Source organism: Pseudomonas sp. TH31, from assembly GCF_016650815.1.
GTDB lineage: Bacteria > Pseudomonadota > Gammaproteobacteria > Pseudomonadales > Pseudomonadaceae > Aquipseudomonas.
On the sequence record NZ_JAEKEZ010000006.1, the window covers coordinates 262,991 to 279,622 of the forward strand.

Genomic DNA, 16,632 nt, shown 5'->3' on the forward strand with positions numbered 1-16,632 from the left:
CGTTGGATCGTTACGGTTAGGGTAATGGTTGATCGGGCCTATTCGCGGGCAAGCCTCGCTCCTACAGGGGGTGCGTAAACCCTGTAGGAGCGAGGCTTGCCCGCGAATAGGCCCATCAGACGAGCCCGGCACCCACCAACAACTCCTCGAGCGCCAGCAAGTCAGGCACCTTCGCCACTTGCTCACCCACCTGCACCGCCGCCTGTTCCAGCGAACACAACGGCACATCGACATAGCTCAACTGGCTATCGAGCTTGTAAGACCGCGGAATCCCCTGCACCAGCAGCGCAATAAACTTCAACTCAGCCCGCCCGCCCAGTGCATTGAGGATGACGATCCGCGCCCGTTCGCCAATCACCACTTTATTCCCACACGCCGACTCAAAGCTGAGCAACGGAATCTGCCGATCCCGCCACGCCACCAGCCCCAAGTACCACGGTGGCGTATCGAGGTCGAACGCCCGGGTTGATAGTCGATCAACTCCGCAACGGCGACGTTGGGCAGGATCAGGTTGCGATCCACCAAGGGCAGCAGCAGCCCGGTGAGGTTGTCGGTGCGCTGGTAAAAATGGTGATCAAGCATGGGTTTTGCTCCACAACGCGATGCTTTCGAGCAACACCGACTCCTGGTACGGCTTGCCGAGGTAGTCGTTGACGCCGATGGCCATGGCACGGTCGCGGTGTTTCTGGCCAGTGCGCGAGGTGATCATGATGATCGGCAGGTGCTGCAAGCGTTCGTCGGCACGCACCTGGGTCGCCACTTCAAAACCGTCCATGCGCGGCATTTCGATGTCCAGCAGCATCAGGTCGGGTATGTGTTCTTCGAGCAGCAGCATGGCGTCGACCCCGTCCTTGGCGGTCAGCACGTTCATGCCGTGGCGCTCAAGCAACCGGCTGGTGACCTTGCGCACGGTGACCGAGTCGTCGACCACCAACACCAGCAGCGGCTTGTGCGGCTCAGCCTCAATCCCTTGAGTCACCGGCCGCTGCGGCAGTCGCGCCTGCATGGCGCGGATCGGCGCCAGCAGGTCGAGAATCAGCACCACCCGGCCGTCCCCGAGGATCGTCGCCCCGGACAAGCCCTGCACCGCCGCAAATTGCGGGCCGAGGCTTTTGACCACAATCTCGCGGGTGCCGGCCATCGAGTCGACCTGCACCGCGATGTGCCGTTCGTTGCATTGCACCAGCAACACCGGCAGCGGCAGGCTCTGGCCCAACAGTTTCGGGCGAGTGCTGGTTTTCAGCAGTTCGCCGAGGTAGCACAGTTCATAGTGTTGCCCGGCGTACTTGTAGGTTGGCGGATCGAGCCGGTAATGCCCTTCCAGTTCATTGGGCAGCACGCGGACGATGCCGTCGATGGTGTTCAGCGGGATCGCGTATTGATCATCAAAGCACTGCACCATCAGCGCCCGGTTGACCGACACCGTGAACGGCAGGCGAATGCGGAAATGCACGCCCTGCCCCGCCGTCGAGTCGATGCTCATCGTGCCACCGAGTTGCCGCACCTCTTCATGCACCACGTCCATGCCGACGCCACGCCCGGAGATCTGGGTGATTTTCTCGGCAGTGGAGAACCCCGGTTGCAGGATGAATTGCAGCACGTCGCGGTCGCTGATATCGCTGTCGGGCGCCAGCATGCCGCGCTTGATCGCCTTGCGCCGCACCGCGTCCAGCGGCACACCGGCACCGTCGTCGCGGATGTCGAAAATGATGTCGCCGCCCTCGCGGGACAAGTCGAGGGTGATCCGCCCCTGGGCCGGTTTACCCGCCGCGATCCGCGCTTCGGTGGATTCCAGACCATGATCCACGGCGTTACGCAGCATGTGTTCCAGCGGCGCAGCCATGCGTTCCAGCACGTTGCGATCCATTTCGCCTTCAGCGTTGCCGACGACGAACTCCACGTCCTTGCCCAGTTCGCTGGACACCTGGCGGACGATACGCTTCAAACGCGGCAGCATCCGTTCGAACGGCACCATGCGCGTGCGCATCAGGCCCTCCTGCAATTCGGTGTTGATGCGGCCCTGCTGTTGCAGCAGGTTTTCCGCGTCCTGATTGCGCCGGTCGAGGGTTTCCTTGAGATCGAGCAAATCGGAGGCGGATTCGAACAGTGCTCGGGACAGTTGCTGCAATTGCGAATGACGGTCCATTTCCAACGGATCGAACTCTTCGTAGCCCAGGCGTTCGGCTTCGACCTGCTGACGACTGAGAATCCGCCCCTGGGTTTCGGTGTCGAGGCGACGCAACTGGTCGCGCATCCGCTCGATGGTGGTTTCCATCTCGCTCAGGGCCACTCGGGCATCGTTGACCTGCTGCTCGATACGGCCACGGAAGATCGAGGTTTCACCGGCCAGGTTGACCAGATCATCGAGCAACTCGGCCGATACCTTGACCATGTCGGCGCCGGCATCAGGCGCCGGGTTCTCCATTTTGGCGGTGGCTGGCGCGACGACTGGCGCCTCGGGCACCGCCGGATGGCTGAAGTTTTTGATCGCATCGATCAATCGATCCGCTGGCGGGCAAGGCTGCCCGGCACGAGTAGCGTCAAGCATCTGCGCCAGTCGATCATGGCTGCTTTGCAACAGCGTGAACAGCGCCGCCGCCGGTTGCAGCACGCCGGCCGACAGGCCTTCGTAGAGAAACTCCAGTTCGTGGGCCAGGTCGCCAATCGCGGCGATTTCCACCATCCGCGCACCGCCCTTGAGGGTGTGCAGGTCACGCAGCAGGGTTTCGACTTCCTGACGGCTCGACGGTTCGGCCTGCCAGCGCACCAGCGCTGCGCCGGAGTTTTCGATGATGTCGAAACCTTCCTCGAGGAAGATCTCCAGCAGCTCCGGGTCGTGGCCGGGCGAATCATGATCGTGCGTCGGTTCGACGGTTTCAGCCGTACCGGCATTGCCCTGGCGGAACGCGCGTATCGCTTCGATCAGTTCGTTCGGGTCGCCCAGAGGCTTGTGCTTTTGCAATTGTTCAAGCAACACCGCCAGTCGGTCATGACTGGTTTGCAGCAACTGGGCCAGTGCTTCGCTGTGGCTGTAGCGGCGGTCCACCAGTCCTTCGTAAAGGTTCTCAAGTTCATGAGCCAGGTTACCGACAGGCACGATGTCGGCCATCCGCGCGCCCCCTTGAGGGTGTGCAAATCCCGCTGCAAGGACGATAGCGGCGCGGCGTTGTCCGGGTCGCTCAACCAGCGCTGCAAAGCCTGGCCGGCGCTTTCAAGGATATCCACCGCTTCTTCGAGGAAGATCGAAACGATCTCGTCGCTCTGCTCACTCCGAGTCGAGGACTGCGTCATCTCGGCGGTGGCACTGCCCAGTTCACGAATGCTCAACGTCCGGCTGCCGTCGCTGCGGATCAGGCCCGTGGCCGACGGATCGAGGCTGGTATCGAGCAAATCGCGCAAGGCCCGGACGCGCTCCGGTTGCGGGCTGACTTCCTGGCCGGCGGCCAGTTCGTCGAGCATGTTGATCAGCGCTTCATGGGCACTTTGCGCTTCATGGAAAAATCCGTTGCTGACCGCCAGGCTGCTTTCTTCCACAGCGCCATACAGGTCGAGCAGCGCTTCGCAGAGTTCATCCACCGGGTGCAGGTCGGCGAGGTGCGCGCCTTCGCCGAGGGTGGTCAATTCATCCAGCAGCGCGCTGAGTTCCTGGCGCTCGCCGGGGTGTTGCTGCCAACCGCGCAGCAGGCTTTCGGCATCCAGCAGGATGTCCATGCCCTGGGCCAGGAAGTTGTTGACCAGTTGTGGATCACGCTTGATCCGCAAGCCGCGGTTTGGCGCGGTGAGAATGGAATGCAGGTGTTCTTCCAGCAACTCGTGGGTGCGTTCGATCAACGAACGGGCACCAGGAATTTCGCCCAGCGGATCAGTCTTGAGTTGGCGCAATCCGAGGCGGAACAGCCCTTCGGCCTCCAGCAGCAACTCGACTTCATCCAGGTCCAGGGCGATCAGGTGCGCCTTGTACTCGCGGGCCAGTTGATCCAGCGGCGCCGCCAGTTCGACAATCGGCAACACACCGGCCATCGAGGCGCTGCCCTTGAGCGTATGCAAGGCACGCTGCAACTCGTCGCTGGCTTGCAGCGGTACATGTTCGGCGGCCTGATCGAGAAAACGATTGAGGCTGGCGAGATGGGTTTCGGCCTCTTTGCGGAAGATCTCCAGCAACAACGGATCAAGGGCGGCGACGTCTTGCGTGTCCTCATCCGACAGCGCCTCATCGCCCTTGGCCAAGGCGTGCGCCCGAGCGGCCAAGCGGTCTACATCGTCGCGTTGACGCTGGGCATTGGCGGCAAATTCGGCCACCAGTTCCGGCAGCAGGTCCAGCGCATCGTTCAGCAATTGCTGCACCGCGGGCCCCGGTTCGACGCTGTGCTCCAGCACCCGGTTCAACAGGTTTTCCATCGCCCAGGCCAATTCGCCCAGCACCAGCGCGCGGACCATCCGGCCACTGCCCTTCAAGGTGTGGAAGGCCCGGCGCAGCTCACTTAATGCGCCTGTGTGATCAGCATTGGCCGGCCAGCGCGGCAGGTATTCGCGCAAGACTTCCAGGACTTCGTCAGTTTCTTCGAGGAAGACGTCCCGTAGTTCATCGTCCACCGGTTCTTCGCCCGACGGCGGCGGCAACAGGCTGCCCGGGGTGTTCAGGGCGGGCGGATTGACGGCGCAAACCGGGCTGGCCAGCACAGCGGCCAACGACTGCAAGGTATCGGGATCGTCCAGTTCCTGCAGATCCTGCATGACCTGGGCTTCATTGGGACTGAGCACGTCTTCGAGCACCGGCACCCGTTTTTCGCTGGGGAAGAACCCGAGCGCTGCCAGGCTCTTTTGCGCCACGTCGAGCAGTTGTTCGCCGGACGTTTGCGGGTCGTCGTTGAGCCGCTCCAGGTAATATTCGATGCTGGTGATGACGTCGGCCAGGCGGTCCAGTTGCTGCCAACCGGGATGATCGGTGTCCACCAGCAGGTGTTCGCGAATGAAGCCGTTGCACGCTTCGATCAGGCTCGCGGCACGGCTCAGCGGAATCATCGCCAGCGCACCGCGCACCTGGGTCAGCAACGCCGGCAACGGCTGGAGTTGCTGGCGATCCCAGTCGGCGTCGATGTAGTCGACGATCATGTCCTTGGCTTGTTGCAGGCAGATGCGTGCTTCACGGATCACGATCTGGTGGATCTGGGTCAGGTCGATGGTCGGCAGGCGACTTTCTTCCTGGCTCTCCGTTTCCACGGTGCCGACCATCCCGGCCAGCGTCGCTTCGACGTAGAGCAAGGCGCCGGCCACGTCCATCAGGATCGCGTCGTTGGGTTCGCGCTGACCCTGGGCGAGGCTCAGCAGCACCGCCAGTTGATCGATGATGACTTTGCGCGGCTGGCCGAAACCGAGCACCGCCAGGGTATCGGCGATTTGCCGCAGCGGCGCCAGCAGGCTTTCGAGGTCCGAGGTGTGCTGGCGGTCGCTGCGCACAAACAGGTCCAGGCGCTCCTTGACCCGCACCAGCTCTTCGCACAGGGCGCAGAGCACCGAGCGCATGGCGTCGCGGTCAGGGCCGGCCAGCCGTGCGCGTTCTTCGTCGACCATCGCGCTGTCGGGCAGCGCATCGTCCAGTCCGTAGCGATCTTTCATGGTCAGCATCTGCCCGGTGGGATGTTCGGCTTTGGCAATGTAGAACAACAAGCTTTTGAACAGCTCTGGCGGTGGCGCCTGATTGACGCCGGACATGCCCTGTTCCAGCAAGCGTTTGAGTTCTTTGTCGGCGTCCTTGAACAGGCTGCGAAGCGCCGGACTGTTGGCAATCGAGCCACCGCGCATGCCGTCGACCAGCGCCGAAGCGACCTGCCACAACGGGCTCAGAGGCGCGTCACTGCACAACGCTTCAAGCCTGGCGAAGACTTTGGTCAGGTAGTCGAGATTGGTCTCGCCATCCTGTTCACGCAATAAACCGACCAGCGCCATCTGCAATATCTGCCGCAACTTGCGCAGCACATTGGGTAATTGCGCCGGCTCCAGCAGCGCCAGGGCTTTCTCGTCCAACGCTGGCAAATGCGGCAGTTGCGGGCTGAACAGGCTGGTTTCCGACAGCAGACCTTCACCCGGGCACTGCGCAGATCGTTGATCAGCGGCAGCACCACCAGCGGCAAGTCACGTCGGGCGCCCTGCACCCGGTCGAGGTAGATCGGCAGTTGTCCCAGTGCCTGTCTTAACAGGTGGATGGCTTCATCGCGATGATTGACACGGTTTTGTTGCAAGGCGGCGGTCAGTTGTTCCATTTCTTCGGCGAGCAGGGCCGCGCCGTAGAACTCGACCATCTGCAAACTGCCGTGAACCTGATGGATACACACCAGGCACTCGTCCAGCGCAGATGTCGCCTGCGGGTCATCCAGCAAGGTTTCCAGTGCCTGATGAGCCTGCTTCAGCGTTTCGGCAATCTCGCCCTTGACCCACTCGAGGGCCACATAGTCGTGCCGATCACCCATAACCACTCCAATCCCCACTTCACTCAAAATGCAGTCGCCCGCAGGCGGTTCAAGCTTTGTCCGTGGCCTCGGCCGGCGCGGTCGGCAAGGTGAAACCCGATACCGAGCGCCGCAGCTGGCTGGCCATTTTTGCCAGGTTGCCGATGCTTTCGGCCGTCGCCGTGGAGCCGGACGAAGTCTGCGTGGTGATCTGCTGGATCACGTTCATCGTCAGGGAAATCTGCCCGGCCGACGATGTCTGTTGCTGCGCGGCGTTGGAAATACTCTGGATCAGTGCCGCCAGGGTCTTCGAAACGCCTTCAATTTCTTCCAGAGCCACACCGGCATCCTGCGCCAACCGCGCACCGCGCACCACCTCGGTGGTGGTCTGCTCCATCGAGATCACCGCTTCATTAGTATCGGTCTGGATCGCCCGCACCAGGGTTTCAATTTGTCGGGTCGCAGCGGACGAGCGCTCGGCCAGGCGCTGCACTTCGTCCGCCACCACGGCAAACCCGCGCCCGGCATCACCGGCCATCGAGGCCTGGATCGCCGCGTTGAGGGCGAGGATGTTGGTCTGGTCGGCAATGTCGTCGATCAGGCTGACGATGTCGCCGATTTCCTGGGAAGACTCGCCCAGACGCTTGATCCGTTTGGCGGTGTCCTGGATCTGCTCGCGGATGTTATCCATGCCGTGGATGGTGTTGTGCACCACCTCGTTGCCCTTGTTGGCGATTTCCACCGAACGCTCGGCCACCGCCGAAGACTCGGCGGCGTTGGCCGAGACTTGATCGATGGACTGCGCCATGTCGTTGATCGCCGTGGAAGCTTCGCAAATCTGCTGCGCCTGATGCTCCGAGGCCTGGGCCAGGTGCATGGCAGTGGCCTGGGTTTCCTGCACGGCGGCGGCGACCTGGCCGGCGGTGAGGTTGATGGTCGCCACCAGGTCGCGCAATTGGTCCACGGAATAGTTGATCGAGTCGGCGATGGTCCCGGTGAAGTCTTCAGTCACTGAAGCGGTCACGGTCAGGTCGCCGTCGGCCAGGTCTTCGATTTCGTCGAGCAGGCGCATGATCGCGTTCTGGTTGCGCTCGTTCTTCTCGGCGGTTTCCTGGAGCTGACGATTGGTTTCGCGGACCATCACCAGGCCGATAAGGATGATCGACATCAGCGCCAGCAAGCCCAGTACATAGCCGCCGATGGTGTCGGTGCTGCGCCCGCCCGCGAGGTTTTCGAAACCGCTGGCCAGGTGCGAGGCTTCGTCGAGCAGGGTTTGCGACAGGGTGAAGATAGTGGTCGCCGATTCGCGAACCTTGAACAGCTCCGGCGAGGTTTCGAGGATTTCATCCACCGAGCCCGAGACGAATTCGAACAGCTCGGCAATTTCGCTCAGTCGGGCGCGTGCATCCTTGTCTTCGACCTGGCTGATTTTCAACGCCGGGTTGCCCTGGAGCATGCCGTTGAGCACCTGGCCGAACCGCGCCGCATCGCGACCGAAGGCGTCGGCGGCCTGTTGCGAGTTTTCGTCGCCGGACAACACCGTGTTCACCGCACCCAGAATCCGCTCAGCCAACAACGACTGACGCTGAGCCAGCACCACCTGGGCCGCCGGGGCGCCGCGCTGGAGGAGGATCTCGACGACCTTCTCGTACTCCACCTGCAACTGCGGCACGGTTTCGGCCAGGGTCGCGGCGACTTGATGCAGGGACAGTACGGTCTGCTCACTGGAGAGAATGGCATCGGTATTTTTCAGCAGGCGCTCCCAGTCCAGCTGCACGGCGCGCATTTCCGGGCGCACGGTGGACGGGGCTGGCGGCAGGCCGGTGCTCGAATCGCCTTTTTTCAGGTAACCCCAGCGCTGGGCAAAGTCGTTGCGCGCATCGCCGAGCAACTTGAACGCGGCAGCCTTGCCGGCAGCGGCTTCGGTGGCGTTCTTGGCGATGCGCTGGGACAGCACGCGCAGCTCTCCGGCGTGACCGATGTACTGTTTGTCGTAGGTTGCCTGGGTGTTGAGGTGAGCGAAGTTGGCGAACAGCAGCATGATGAAGACGATCAGCGCGATAAACAGCACGATAATCTGCGAACGGCTGCGCGATCCTTCTGGCTTGCCTGTTTTTGCTTTTGTCATCAGTCCTCGCCTGAACAGCTGAATTATCTGTGGCCGCCAATCACTCGACGCCTACGCGGTTCCTTGTAGCAGCTGGCGTAGCCTGCGTCCGGCCGCGAAGCGGTCGTAAACCCTGGCGCCGCGGTGTATCTGGAAAACTGCGGGGCCTGATCATGCGAGGGCTTCGCCCTCGAACGCAGCCTTCGGCAGCTGCTACAGAAGAGCAACGCGTTCGGACCTACACCGCGACGTTCATGAAGCCCTGCGACTGCGCCAGCGCAAACGGGCTGAACACTTGCCAGCTCTGCTCACGCTGGAACCGGCCTTTGACGAAAGCACCGATCGGGCCGTTCAGCTCGTTCGGCGGCACCGGCTCCAGGCTGTCCTGGGCAAAGTGCTGCAAACCGTAGACTTCATCGACCATCAACCCGGCAAACACATCGTTGTATTCCACCACCAGCACCCGCCGCTGCTTGCGCACCACTGACAGCTCATGACCAAAGAAGCCGCACATATCCATGATCGGCAACAACCGCCCACGCAGGTTGGCCACGCCCTTGACCCAGGGCTTGACCCCCGGCAGCTGGGTGAAGCGCGGTTCATGCAGGACTTCGCTGACTTCGCCCATCGGCGCGACATACCAGTGCTCGCCCAGGCGAAAACCGATGCCGCTCCAGCTGTCCTGTCGGGTCGGCTGGGACGGCAAGTCTGCCGCCAGCACGCGACAACGCTGGTCAATCTGCAGCAGCAGTTCGAATGCCGTCAGCGACTCGGTCATGGCCGCACGATCAACCGGCCAGCACGTTGTTCAGGGTTTTGATCAGGGTTTCTTCATCGACCGGTTTGGTCAGGTAGTCCTTGGCGCCCTGGCGCGTGCCCCAGACCTTGTCGGTTTCCTGATCCTTGGTGGTGATGATGATGACCGGGATGTGCCCGGTTTCCGGGTCTTTGGTCAACTGACGGGTCGCCTGAAAACCGTTGAGGCCGGGCATGACGATGTCCATCAGCACGGCGTCGGGTTTTTCCTGACGGGCCAGGGCCACGCCATCGGCGCCGTTTTCGGCTTTCAACACTTCATGACCGTGCTTTTCCAGCATGCCGGTCAGTTTGTACATTTCGGTCGGCGAATCATCGACGATCAGAATACGTGCCATGGTCTTCCCCATTCTTCTTGTCGACGCCGGGCCCGCTGGCCGAGCGTCACTGTGCGTGTCCTACTGCGGCAAAACGGCGGCAAAGCCCGGTACATGGGCCTGGATCGCGTTCAGCAGTTCTTCCTTGCTGAAAGGCTTGGTCAAAAACTGGTCGGAGCCGACGATGCGCCCCTTGGCCTTGTCGAACAGCCCGTCCTTGGACGACAGCATAATCACTGGCGTGGACTTGAACGCACTGTTGTTCTTGATTAAAGCGCAGGTCTGATAACCATCCAGGCGCGGCATCATGATGTCGACAAAGATAATGCCGGGGTGATGGTCGGCAATCTTGGCCAGCGCATCGAAACCATCGATGGCGGTGATCACTTCACAGCCCACGTTCTTCAACAGCGTTTCGGCGGTGCGGCGAATCGTCTTCGAATCGTCGATCACCATGACCTTCAAGGCGCTGGAATGCTGTTCCATAAATGCTCTACCGTCGCCTTTGCGAATCAATTTGTCCGTTTGACGGCTCGAAACCCTTGATACTCAAGGGCCAGCACCATATGGCAGCCTTTTTAGCACAGTCTCCAAATCCAATCTATCGGGCGACCTTTGCGGTGGTTTTTCCTTGACCGGGAACACACTCAGCGCCACTCTGACGCCACTTTTTCTGGCCTTGCGCCTACCCAAATTTCGAGGAAATACCCATGAGCGTTCGCGTCGGGATTGTCATGGACCCAATCGCCAGCATCTCCTATAAAAAGGATAGCTCGCTGGCCATGCTGCTGGCCGCGCAAAAGCGCGGCTGGGAACTGTTCTATATGGAACAGCGGGATTTGTACCAGGGCGAAGGTGAAGCACGGGCGCGGATGCGGCCACTGAAGGTCTTCGCCAACCCGCAAAAGTGGTTCGAGCTGGAAGCCGAGACCGATGCGTTGCTGAGCGATCTGGACGTGATCCTGATGCGCAAGGATCCGCCGTTCGACATGGAATTCGTCTACTCCACGTATCTGCTGGAGCAAGCCGAGCGCGCGGGCGTGCTGGTGGTCAACAAGCCGCAAAGCCTGCGCGACTGCAACGAAAAGCTGTTCGCCACACTGTTCCCGCAGTGCACGCCGCCGACCGTGGTCAGCCGCCGCGCCGACGTGCTGCGTGAATTCGCCGCCAAGCACGGCGACGTGATCCTCAAGCCGCTGGACGGCATGGGTGGCACCTCGATCTTCCGTCACCGCGTGGGTGATCCGAACCTGTCGGTCATCCTCGAAACCCTGACCGCGCTGGGCACCCAGCAGATCATGGGCCAGGCTTACCTGCCGGCAATCAAGGATGGCGACAAGCGCATCCTGATGATCGACGGCGAGCCGGTGGATTACTGCCTGGCGCGGATTCCTGCCGCTGGCGAAACCCGTGGCAACCTGGCCGCCGGTGGCCGTGGCGAAGCCCGACCGCTGACCGACAAGGATCGCTGGATTGCCGCCCAAGTCGGCCCGACCCTGCGCGAGAAAGGCCTGCTGTTCGTCGGCCTGGACGTGATCGGCGAAAGCCTGACCGAAATCAACGTCACCAGCCCGACCTGCATTCGCGAGATTGATAACGCGTTTGGCACCGACATCGGCGGCCTGTTGATGGATGCCATCGATCAGAAGCTCAAGGCCCGTTGATATAGAACAGCCAAGGTGAATCCAACATTGCGTTATCATGCGCGGCCTGTGAAAAACGCGATGTTGGTTTTCTTGTCATGACGCTCCCGTCCGATCTGCCCGCTGAACTCGCCCATCGTGGCGTGCGCCCGGCCGATCGCCTCGGTTTTACCCTGTTTCTGGCAGCGCTGATTCACCTGGCCTTGCTGTTGGGCGTCGGGTTCACCATGGTCGAACCCAAGCAAATCAGCAAAACCCTGGAAATCACCCTCGCCACTTTCAAAAGCGAAACCAAGCCGAAAAAAGCTGATTTCCTCGCTCAAGACAATCAGCAAGGCAGCGGCACCCTGGATAAGAAGGCGATTCCCAAGACCACCGAGGTCGCGCCGTTCCAGGACACCAAGGTGCAAAAAGTCACCCCGCCGCCGGCCGCCAAGCCTGAAGTACAGGCCGCCGCGCCCAAGGCTGCCGTGACGACCATCGCGCCGAAGCCGAAAAAAGCCGTCGCCAAAAACGAAGAACCCAAGACTGAACCCAAACCCGCCGTGGCCGCGCCGACGTTCGACAGCTCGCAACTGTCCAGCGACATCGCCAGCCTCGAAGCGGAACTGGCCAACGAACAACAGCTGTACGCCAAACGCCCGCGTATCCACCGTTTGAGCGCGGCCTCGACCATGCGTGACAAGGGCGCCTGGTATAAGGACGAATGGCGCAAGAAAGTCGAGCGCATCGGCAACCTCAATTACCCCGACGAAGCACGGCGCAAGCAGATCTACGGCAATTTGCGGCTGATGGTTTCGATCAACAGCGACGGTTCGCTGTTTGAAGTGCTGGTGCTGGAGTCGTCCGGGCAACCGTTGCTGGATCAGGCAGCGCAGCGGATTGTGCGGCTCGCGGCGCCGTTTGCACCGTTTACCGGGGATTTGTCGGATGTCGACCGGCTGGAAATCATCCGCACGTGGAAGTTTGCCCGTGGGGACAAGTTGTCGAGTAATTAGGGGGCACGCGGTCTGTGTAGCAGCTGGCGAAGCCTGCGTTCGAGGACGTAGTCCTCGCAAACCCGCGAAACGCGGTCATCCTGAAGAAATGATGTATGGTTATTTACGACTGCTTCGCAGCCGAACGCAGGCTTCGCCAGCTGCTACAGGGGTGTGCGACACCATTTCCTGTGCATCCCCAGCTTGTCAGTTCGCCCCTCCAACGCCACACTAGCGCTCATGAAGAACGTCAGCCCCAGCTACCTCAAGCATCACTTCCTGATCGCCATGCCGCACATGGCCGACCCGAACTTTGCGCACACCTTGACCTACATCGTCGAGCACACGGCCAATGGTGCCATGGGGCTGGTAGTCAACCGCCCACAAGAACTGAACCTGGCCGATATCCTCGAGCAACTGCGCCCGGACATCGAGCCGCCGATGCTCTGCCAGCATGTGCCGATCTTTATCGGCGGTCCGGTGCAGACGGATCGCGGGTTTGTCCTGCATCCGTCGGGAAAAACCTTTCAGGCCACCGTCGAACTCGACGGCGAACTGGCCCTGTCGACCTCCCAGGATGTGCTGTTCGCCATCGCTGACGGCGTCGGCCCGGCGAAAAGCGTGATCACTCTCGGCTATGCCGGCTGGGAAGCCGGGCAACTGGAGGCCGAACTGGCCGACAACGCCTGGCTGACCTGCCCTTACAACGCCGACATCCTGTTCAACACCAGCAGCGAACTGCGCCTCGAAGCGGCGGCCAGGCACCTGGGCGTCAATCTCAGCCTGCTGACCAGCCAGGCGGGCCACGCCTGATGGCCCTGCGACTGATTTTGGGATTTGACTACGGCACCAAACAGATCGGCGTAGCGGTCGGCCAGGTGATTACCGGCCAGGCCCGCGAGCTCTGCACCTTGAAGGCACAAAACGGTATTCCCGACTGGAATCAGGTCGAAGCCCTGATCAAGGAATGGAAGCCCGACGCCGTGGTCGTCGGACTGCCGCTGAACATGGACGGCACGCCAAGCGACATGTGCCTGCGGGCCGAAAAGTTCGCCCGCCGCCTCAACGGTCGTTACAACCTGCCCTTCTATACCCACGACGAGCGCCTGACCACGTTCGAGGCCAAGGGCGAGCGGCGTGATCGTGGCGGCCAGAAAGGCAGTTACCGCGACAACCCGGTCGATGCCATCGCCGCCGCCCTGCTGCTGCAAGGCTGGCTCGACGAAAACACCGCACTGTTCGAATCCTGAAGAGCCGCCCCGGCGTCTCTATTAGCTACAACCCGAGCCACCACTCAAGCACCACTCGGTTCGGGCCCAAGAAGGAGCAACCATGAGCCTGCCCAATCCCGTTGAACTGATCAGCCAGATGGCGACCCGGCTTGACGCCTATCTGGCCAAACGTGGCATCAGCGAACCGCGCTATATCGGTATTCGTACCGGCGGCGTCTGGGTCGCCCAGGCGTTGCTCGATGAACTGGGCAGCGATTCTCCGCTCGGCACCCTGGACGTTTCCTTCTACCGCGACGACTTCAGCCAGAACGGCCTGCACCCGCAAGTGCGCCCCTCGGCCCTGCCGTTCGAGATCGAAGGCCAGCACCTGGTGCTGATCGACGACGTACTGATGAGCGGCCGGACCATCCGCGCCGCCCTGAACGAACTGTTCGACTATGGCCGACCGGCCAGCGTAACGCTGGTGTGCCTGCTGGACCTGGACGCCGGCGAGCTGCCGATCCGCCCGAACGTGGTGGGCGCGACCTTGTCGCTGGCCGCCCACGAGCGGGTGAAGCTGTCCGGTCCGGAGCTCAAGCTCGAACTGCAAGACCTTGCCCTTTAACTCGCCCTATTGAGAGTCCCCCTCGCGATGACGCCTCTAGAAACCAAGCGCCCGCTGCAGCTCAATGATCAGGGCCAGCTGCGCCACTTCCTCTCGCTCGACGGTTTGCGCCGCGAGCTGCTGACGGAAATCCTCGACACCGCCGACTCGTTCCTCGAAGTCGGCGCCCGGGCGGTGAAGAAGGTCCCGTTGCTGCGCGGCAAGACCGTGTGCAACGTGTTCTTCGAGAACTCCACCCGCACCCGTACCACTTTCGAACTGGCGGCCCAACGCCTGTCTGCGGATGTGATCACCCTGAACGTGTCGACGTCGTCGGCGAGCAAGGGCGAAACCCTGCTCGACACCTTGCGCAACCTCGAAGCCATGGCCGCCGACATGTTCGTCGTGCGTCACGGTGATTCCGGCGCGGCGCACTTTATCGCCGAACACGTGTGCCCACAGGTGGCGATCATCAACGGCGGCGACGGCCGTCACGCCCACCCGACCCAGGGCATGCTCGACATGCTCACCATCCGTCGACACAAGGGCGGCTTCGAAAACCTCTCGGTGGCCATCGTTGGCGACATCCTGCACTCGCGGGTGGCGCGCTCGAACATGCTCGCGCTGAAAACCCTCGGCTGCCCGGACATCCGTGTGATCGCGCCAAAAACCCTGCTGCCGATCGGCATCGAGCAATACGGCGTGAAGGTGTACACCGACATGACCGAAGGCCTGAAAGACGTCGATGTCGTGATCATGCTGCGTCTGCAGCGCGAACGCATGACCGGCGGCCTGCTGCCGAGCGAAGGCGAGTTCTACCGCCTGTTCGGCCTGACCACCGCGCGCCTGGCCGGGGCCAAACCCGATTGCATCGTCATGCACCCGGGGCCGATCAACCGAGGGGTGGAGATTGAGTCGGCGGTGGCCGACGGCCCGCACTCGGTGATCCTCAACCAGGTCACCTACGGTATTGCGATTCGTATGGCCGTGCTGTCCATGGCCATGAGCGGGCAGACTGCCCAGCGCCAATTCGAGCAGGAGAACGCCCAGTGAAGCTCAGCATTCTCGGCGCCCGCGTCATCGACCCCACCTCGGGTCTGGATAAAGTTACCGACATTCACATCGAAGCCTGCAAGATCGTCGCCCTTGGTGCTGCGCCGGCCGGTTTTGTCCCGGTCGAGACCATCGACGCCAAAGGCCTGGTGGCCGCGCCTGGCCTGGTTGACCTGAACGTCGCCCTGCGCGAGCCGGGTTACAGCCGCAAAGGTTCGATTGCCAGCGAAACCCGCGCTGCGGCGGCCGGTGGCGTGACCAGCCTGTGCTGCCCGCCAAAGACCAAACCGGTGCTGGACACCTCGGCCGTGGCCGAATTGATCCTCGACCGCGCCCGCGAAGCCGGCAACACCAAAGTCTTCCCGATTGGCGCCCTGAGCAAAGGCCTGGACGGCGAACAGCTTGCAGAGCTCGTTGCACTGCGCGATGCCGGCTGCGTGGCCTTCGGCAACGGTCTGGAGAGCTTCCGCAACACCCGCACGCTGTGCCGGGCGCTGGAATATGCAGCGACCTTCGATCTGACGGTGATTTTCAACTCGCAGGATCATGATCTGGCCGAAGGTGGCCTGGCCCACGAAGGCCCGACCGCCAGTTTCCTTGGCTTGCCGGGGATTCCGGAAACGGCTGAAACCGTGGCCCTGGCCCGAGATCTGTTGCTGGTCGAGCAAAGCGGCGTGCGTGCGCACTTCAGCCAGCTCACCAGCGCTCGCGGCGTGGCCCTGATCGCCCAGGCCCAGGCCCGTGGACTGCCAGTGACCGCCGATGTGGCGTTGTACCAACTGATCCTGACCGACGAAGCACTGATTGGCTTCAGCAGCCTGTATCACGTCCAGCCGCCGCTGCGCACCCGCGCTGACCGCGATGGCCTGCGTGCGGCAGTGAAGTCGGGGGTGGTTTCGGCCATCTCCAGCCATCACCAGCCTCACGAGCGCGACGCCAAACTGGCGCCGTTCGGTGCCACCGAGCCGGGCATCAGCAGCGTCGAGCTGTTGCTGCCGCTGGCAATGACGCTGGTGGAGGACGGTTTGCTCGATCTGCCGACACTGTTGACGCGTCTCAGTGCCGGACCTGCCGAGGCGTTGCGCCTGCCAGCGGGTAAATTGACCGTCGGTGGGGCGGCGGACATCGTGCTGTTCGACCCGGCGGCTTCGACCGTGGCCGGCGAAACCTGGCTGTCCAAGGGTGAGAACTGCCCGTTTATTGGCCACAGCTTGCCGAGCGTGGTGCGCTACACCTTGGTGGATGGGCGGATTAGCCACCAGGCCTAAAAGCAAAAGATCGCAGCCTGCGGCAGCTCCTACAGGGAAACGCATATCTCGTGTAGGAGCTGGCGAAGCCTGCGATTTTTTGATCTTTACTTAACGGCTCTGCGCGTTACGCACTGAAACCTAAAAAGCAAAAGATCGCAGCCTGCGGCAGCGCCTACAGGGAAACGCATATCTCGTGTAGGAGCTGGCG

At 62.0% G+C, this 16,632-nt stretch carries 11 protein-coding genes and 2 pseudogenes; 7 read left to right on the forward strand and 6 right to left on the reverse strand.

From position 1 onward, the window contains the following. Positions 1 to 115 precede the first annotated feature (115 nt). From JFV26_RS04295 to pilG, 6 genes and pseudogenes are all read right to left on the reverse strand, one after another. Positions 116 to 582: pseudogene (locus tag JFV26_RS04295) on the reverse strand (chemotaxis protein CheW). Further along, positions 575 to 6,467: pseudogene (locus tag JFV26_RS04300) on the reverse strand (Hpt domain-containing protein). The pseudogenes JFV26_RS04295 and JFV26_RS04300 overlap by 8 nt, the downstream one beginning before the upstream one ends. Positions 6,468 to 6,516: 49 nt before the next feature. Continuing rightward, on the reverse strand, positions 6,517 to 8,574 hold the full coding sequence (locus JFV26_RS04305) for a methyl-accepting chemotaxis protein (protein ID WP_201190026.1): 2,058 nt from the start codon (positions 8,572 to 8,574) through the stop codon (positions 6,517 to 6,519). Positions 8,575 to 8,791: 217 nt separating this feature from the next. Then, positions 8,792 to 9,331, reverse strand: coding sequence for a chemotaxis protein CheW (locus JFV26_RS04310; protein WP_201190028.1), 540 nt, complete (start codon positions 9,329 to 9,331; stop codon positions 8,792 to 8,794). A 10-nt stretch (positions 9,332 to 9,341) separates the two neighbouring features. Continuing rightward, on the reverse strand, positions 9,342 to 9,707 hold the full coding sequence (gene pilH, locus JFV26_RS04315) for a twitching motility response regulator PilH (RefSeq protein ID WP_008068134.1): 366 nt from the start codon (positions 9,705 to 9,707) through the stop codon (positions 9,342 to 9,344). A gap of 60 nt (positions 9,708 to 9,767) precedes the next feature. Next, entirely contained in the window at positions 9,768 to 10,172 is a 405-nt protein-coding gene (gene pilG, locus JFV26_RS04320) for a twitching motility response regulator PilG (protein ID WP_150711282.1), read from the reverse strand. Positions 10,173 to 10,396: 224 nt separating this feature from the next. Here pilG and gshB point away from each other — a divergent pair, with 224 nt between their 5' ends. The 7 genes from gshB to JFV26_RS04355 all read left to right on the forward strand — a co-directional run bounded on the left by gshB (position 10,397) and on the right by JFV26_RS04355 (position 16,442). Continuing rightward, positions 10,397 to 11,350, forward strand: coding sequence for a glutathione synthase (gene gshB / locus JFV26_RS04325; protein ID WP_201190029.1), 954 nt, complete (start codon positions 10,397 to 10,399; stop codon positions 11,348 to 11,350). Between the two features lie 77 nt (positions 11,351 to 11,427). Beyond that, on the forward strand, positions 11,428 to 12,327 hold the full coding sequence (locus tag JFV26_RS04330; protein ID WP_201190031.1) for an energy transducer TonB: 900 nt from the start codon (positions 11,428 to 11,430) through the stop codon (positions 12,325 to 12,327). 219 nt (positions 12,328 to 12,546) lie between these two features. Beyond that, positions 12,547 to 13,119 carry a YqgE/AlgH family protein gene (locus JFV26_RS04335; protein ID WP_201190033.1) on the forward strand — a complete coding sequence of 191 codons (573 nt, stop codon included), beginning with the start codon at positions 12,547 to 12,549 and terminating at the stop codon, positions 13,117 to 13,119. After that, on the forward strand, positions 13,119 to 13,556 hold the full coding sequence (ruvX, locus tag JFV26_RS04340) for a Holliday junction resolvase RuvX (RefSeq protein WP_005792259.1): 438 nt from the start codon (positions 13,119 to 13,121) through the stop codon (positions 13,554 to 13,556). The genes JFV26_RS04335 and ruvX overlap by 1 nt, the downstream gene beginning before the upstream one ends. 82 nt (positions 13,557 to 13,638) lie before the next feature. Beyond that, positions 13,639 to 14,142: a bifunctional pyr operon transcriptional regulator/uracil phosphoribosyltransferase PyrR gene (gene pyrR, locus JFV26_RS04345; protein WP_033060467.1), complete on the forward strand. Its 504-nt coding sequence runs from the start codon at positions 13,639 to 13,641 to the stop codon at positions 14,140 to 14,142. 27 nt (positions 14,143 to 14,169) lie between these two features. Then, a complete protein-coding gene (locus JFV26_RS04350; RefSeq protein WP_007897943.1) occupies positions 14,170 to 15,174 on the forward strand; it encodes an aspartate carbamoyltransferase catalytic subunit in 1,005 nt (334 codons plus the stop codon). Next, positions 15,171 to 16,442, forward strand: a complete 1,272-nt coding sequence (locus tag JFV26_RS04355; protein WP_201190035.1) for a dihydroorotase — start codon at positions 15,171 to 15,173, stop codon at positions 16,440 to 16,442. Before JFV26_RS04350 ends, JFV26_RS04355 begins: the two co-directional genes overlap by 4 nt. The last annotated feature ends 190 nt before the right edge of the window (positions 16,443 to 16,632 follow it).